This is a genomic window from Streptomyces blastmyceticus, from assembly GCF_039521185.1.
In the GTDB taxonomy this organism is placed as follows: Bacteria; Actinomycetota; Actinomycetes; order Streptomycetales; family Streptomycetaceae; genus Streptomyces; species Streptomyces blastmyceticus.
The window spans coordinates 191,585-195,677 of sequence record NZ_BAAABW010000021.1 but is presented as its reverse complement, the minus strand read 5'-3'; the positions used below and the strand labels follow the sequence as shown (position 1 = coordinate 195,677).

The 4,093-nt window shown below is 73.5% G+C and carries 4 protein-coding genes; all 4 read left to right on the top strand.

What is annotated here, in order from left to right; genetic code table 11:
• Positions 1-241: 241 nt before the first annotated feature.
• Positions 242-838: a class I SAM-dependent methyltransferase gene (locus tag ABD269_RS19660; RefSeq protein WP_301894502.1), complete on the top strand. Its 597-nt coding sequence runs from the start codon at positions 242-244 to the stop codon at positions 836-838.
• Positions 839-860: 22 nt separating this feature from the next.
• Positions 861-1,817, top strand: a complete 957-nt coding sequence (locus ABD269_RS19655; RefSeq protein ID WP_344119505.1) for an N-acetylmuramoyl-L-alanine amidase — start codon at positions 861-863, stop codon at positions 1,815-1,817.
• Between the two features lie 164 nt (positions 1,818-1,981).
• Complete coding sequence (locus ABD269_RS19650) at positions 1,982-2,839, top strand: hypothetical protein (protein WP_344119503.1); 858 nt, start codon at positions 1,982-1,984, stop codon at positions 2,837-2,839.
• A gap of 123 nt (positions 2,840-2,962) precedes the next feature.
• Positions 2,963-3,973 carry an LLM class F420-dependent oxidoreductase gene (locus ABD269_RS19645; RefSeq protein WP_344119501.1) on the top strand — a complete coding sequence of 337 codons (1,011 nt, stop codon included), beginning with the start codon at positions 2,963-2,965 and terminating at the stop codon, positions 3,971-3,973.
• Positions 3,974-4,093 lie beyond the last annotated feature (120 nt).

Sequence of the window (4,093 nt, the reverse complement as noted above, 5' to 3'; positions counted from 1 at the left end):
CCGGCGTTTGAGGACGCGCCCGCAGGGCGCCCCCGCCGCAGGCGGCAACGGACCCGCGGCCGGGGGTCTGGGGCACGAGCCCCAGTTTCGGGAAGGGGCGGGGCTGGGGAAAGAGACCGTTCCCGCGCAGGCCCCGCCACCCGGTAAGAGAGCATGACCGCAGCAACCCACACCGCCGCAGGAGGAAACCGTGCCGCCCAAACCCGAAACCCTCACCGCTTTCGAAGCGGCGAAAGGCTTCATGCCGCTCGACGAAGGGCTCGCCCTCCACGCCGCCGCGGAAGCGGCGGCGGCAGCGCTCCCGCACCCGCTGCTCGAAGTCGGCACGTACTGCGGCCGGTCCACCATCCTGCTCGCGGACGCCGCGCGGGAGGCCGGGACGACGGTCGTGACCGTCGATCATCACCGCGGCAGCGAGGAGCAGCAGCCCGGCTGGGAGTACCACGATCCGACGGTCGTGGACCCGGACCCCGGTGTGGCCCGGATGGACACGCTGCCGACCTTCCGCCGCACGCTCTACAAGGCGGGTCTGGAGGAGCACGTCATAGCGGTCGTCGGCCGGTCGCCGCAGGTCGCGGCGGTCTGGGGCACGCCTCTCGGGCTGGTGTTCATCGACGGCGGGCACACCGACGAGCACGCCACCGCCGACTACGAGGGCTGGGCCCCGCACGTCGCCGAGGGCGGACTGCTCGTCATCCACGATGTCTTCGCCGACCCGGCGGACGGCGGCCAGGCCCCGTACCGCGTGTACCGCAGGGCCCTGGAGTCCGGCGCGTTCACCGAGGTCTCGGTGACGCGTTCCCTGCACGTTCTGCAGCGGACCGGCCTCGGGATCTGAGCCGCGGCGCTAGCATCGCCGGGTGTCCAGAGGCAGTTTTCCCCGCATACCCCGCTCGCCGGGCGGCAGCCGTACCCCGCTGCTGCTGGCCGTGGCGGCGGTGGTCCCGGCCGGATTCCTCGGCTGGCTGCTGTGGGACGCGAGCGGTGGCCCGGCGGACGACGGCAAGCGCCCGGCGGCCGCCGCGGCCTCGTCCGCGCCGCCGTCGGCGCACCGCGTGAGCCCGTCCCCGCAGCCCCGTGCGTCCGCGCCGGGGCAGCCGTCGCCGTCCGCGCCGGAGGCGGAGGGCACCCCGAGCGCCGACGGGCCGCTCAAGGGCAAGGTGGTCGTCGTCGACCCCGGGCACAACATCCACAACAGCGAGCACACCGCGGAGATCGACCGTTCCGTGGACATCGGCACGGGCCGCAAGGAGTGCGACACCACCGGTACGTCCACGGACGCCGGTTACGCGGAGGCGACGTTCAGCCTCGACGTCTCGCACCGGCTCCGCCGGATCCTCCAGGCGCAGGGCGCCACGGTGCGGCTCACCCACGACGGCGACCGGCCGTTCGGGCCGTGCGTGGACGAGCGGGCCGAGATCGGCAACAAGGCGCACGCCGACGCCGCGGTCTCCGTGCACGCGGACGGCGCGGCCGTCGGCGACCGCGGCTTCCATGTGATTCTTCCCGCGGCGGTGAAGGGCGGCCGGGCGGACACCGGCCCGATCGCCGGGCCGTCGAAGGAGCTGGGCGCGCGGATCGCGGGGAACTTCGTGCGGACGACCGGAAGCGCACCGTCCAACTACATCGGCGGCGGCACCGGGCTCGACACCCGCTCGGATCTCGGCGGTCTCAACCTCTCCACGATCCCCAAGGTGTTCATCGAGTGCGGCAATATGCGCGACCCTCAGGACGCCGCTCTGCTGACCGACCCGACATGGCGTGAGAAAGCGGCGCAAGGGATCGCGAATGGCATCGCGGACTTCCTGCGGAGGTAAGTACCAGCAGGCCACAGGCATGTCACGAGGGTGATACGAAGGAGACGCCCCGACCGCTCAGGCGATAGGTTCACCCGTACGATGGGGGGCCACCCCCGCGCCCCCTCGCATCTCGCGTACCGGCGACAGCGACGACCTTGATCAACACTGACAAAGGATTTCAGGTGAACATCCGCTCCCTCACTCGAGGCGACGGCGTGGTGATCGGAGCAGCGGTGTTGCTGTTCATCGCCTCGTTCCTCAGCTTCTACTCGTACGACTGCGGCGCGCAGTCGTCGTTCTGCCCGACGGAGCCGAACGGCTGGAAGTCCGGTCTGTTCCCCGTACTGCCGTCGATCTTCCTCGCCGGGATCATTGCCGCCGCGCTCATCGTCGCCGCCCGTTTCCAGCCCGAGGGACGCAAGGTCGTCGGCATGGGCCTGGACCAGTGGGGCACCGCGTTCGCGGTGTTCGCCGCGTGGTCCTCGCTGTGGACGATCGTCGGCGGTGGCTCCCAGGTCTCCGCGGGTGTCGGCCAGATCCTCGGTCTGATCGCCAACCTCGCGCTCGCCGCGGCCGCGCTGCTCACGCCGCGCACCCCGGCGCTCAAGGCCCCGCTGATGGGTGCCCCGGGCCCGCAGGCCCCGGGTCCGTACGGCGCCGGCCCCAACCCGGGCTACGGCTACCCGGGCGGCATGCAGCAGCCCGGCGCCGCGGGCCCGTACGGCGGCCAGCCCTCGTACGGCCAGCCGCAGCAGCACCAGCCTGAGCAGCAGGACCACGGCATGGGCGGTGCGGCCGCCGCTCCGCAGGCCGCGGCGCAGCCCGCCGCGGCTCCGGCCGCGGACTTCGCCCCGTTCTGGTTCGCGGTGCCGGTGGCCCGTCCGCTGTACGCGGAGGACGGCTCCCCGACCCCGGTCGCCGAGCTCGCGCCCGGCACCTGGTACCTCGCAGTCGACCAGCGCGGTCAGGCCCTCGTCGCCCAGACGCAGGACGGCCGCCGCGGTGTGCTCCAGGACACCACGGGCATCCAGCGCGGCTGACGCGCACCCGCCCTCCTCGACGGCCCGCCGGGTTCTTCCCGGCGGGCCGTCGTCTTGCCGGGTGCCGGGAGGGGCCGTACAGTCCCATAACTGACACACCGTCAGCTCGCGTCGGGGGTGGCCATGCGGCTCGGACTCGCGCTCGGCTACTGGGGACGCGGCCCCGACCCCCGCCACGTCGAACTCGCCGTCGAGGCGGAACGGCTGGGCTACGACTCCGTCTGGACCGCCGAGTCCTGGGGCTCCGACGCCTTCACCACGCTCACCTGGATCGCCGCGCACACCCGGCGCGTCCGGCTCGGCACGGCGGTCGCGCAGATGGCCGCGCGCGCCCCGGCCGCGACCGCGATGCACGCGCTCACCCTCGACCACCTGTCCGGCGGGCGGATGCTGCTCGGCCTCGGGCTCTCCGGCCCCCAGGTCGTGGAGGGGTGGTACGGGCGGCCCTTCCCGGACAGCCCGCTGACCGCGACGCGCGAGTACGTCGAGGTCGTACGGCAGGTGCTGCGCCGCCGGGCGCCGGTCGCGCTCGACGGCCGCTACCACCCCCTCCCCTACGACGGCCCCGGCGCCACCGGCCTCGGCAGGCCCCTCAAGCCGATCACCCACCCCCTGCGCCCGGACCTCCCCGTCCTGCTCGGCGCCGAAGGCCCCCGCAACATCGCCCAGACCGTGCGCATCGCCGACGGCTGGCTCCCGCTGTACTGGTCCCCGCTGCGCACCGAGCTCCACACGGCGGCGCTCGCCCCCGCACCCGAGGGCTTCATGGTCGCGCCACTGGCACAGGCGCGCCTCTGCGCGGACGTGGCCGAAGGGCTGCGGCCGGTGAAGGAGATGCTCGGCTTCTACATCGGCGGCATGGGCCACGCGAGCCGCAACTTCCACGCCGACCTCATGGCCCGGATGGGCTTCGCCGAGGCGGCGGACCGGGTCCGGTCGCTCTTCCTCGCGGGGCGCCGGGAGGAGGCGGTCGCGGCCGTGCCGTCCGAATTCGCCGATGAGATCTCGCTGGTGGGTCCGCGGGGGAGGCTGGCGGAGAGGCTGGCGCTTTGGCGCGCGGGGCCGGTGACGGACCTGCTGGTGATCGTGCGGGATGTTGCGACGCTGCGGGTGTTGGCGGAACTGAACGCGTAGCGCGTGCCGCAGGCCTCCGCGGGTCCGTTGCGCCTGCGGCGGAGCGCCCTGCGGGCGCGTCCTCAAACGCCGGACGGGCTGATTTCAGCCCGTCCGGCGTTTGAGGACAAGCGGCGCAGC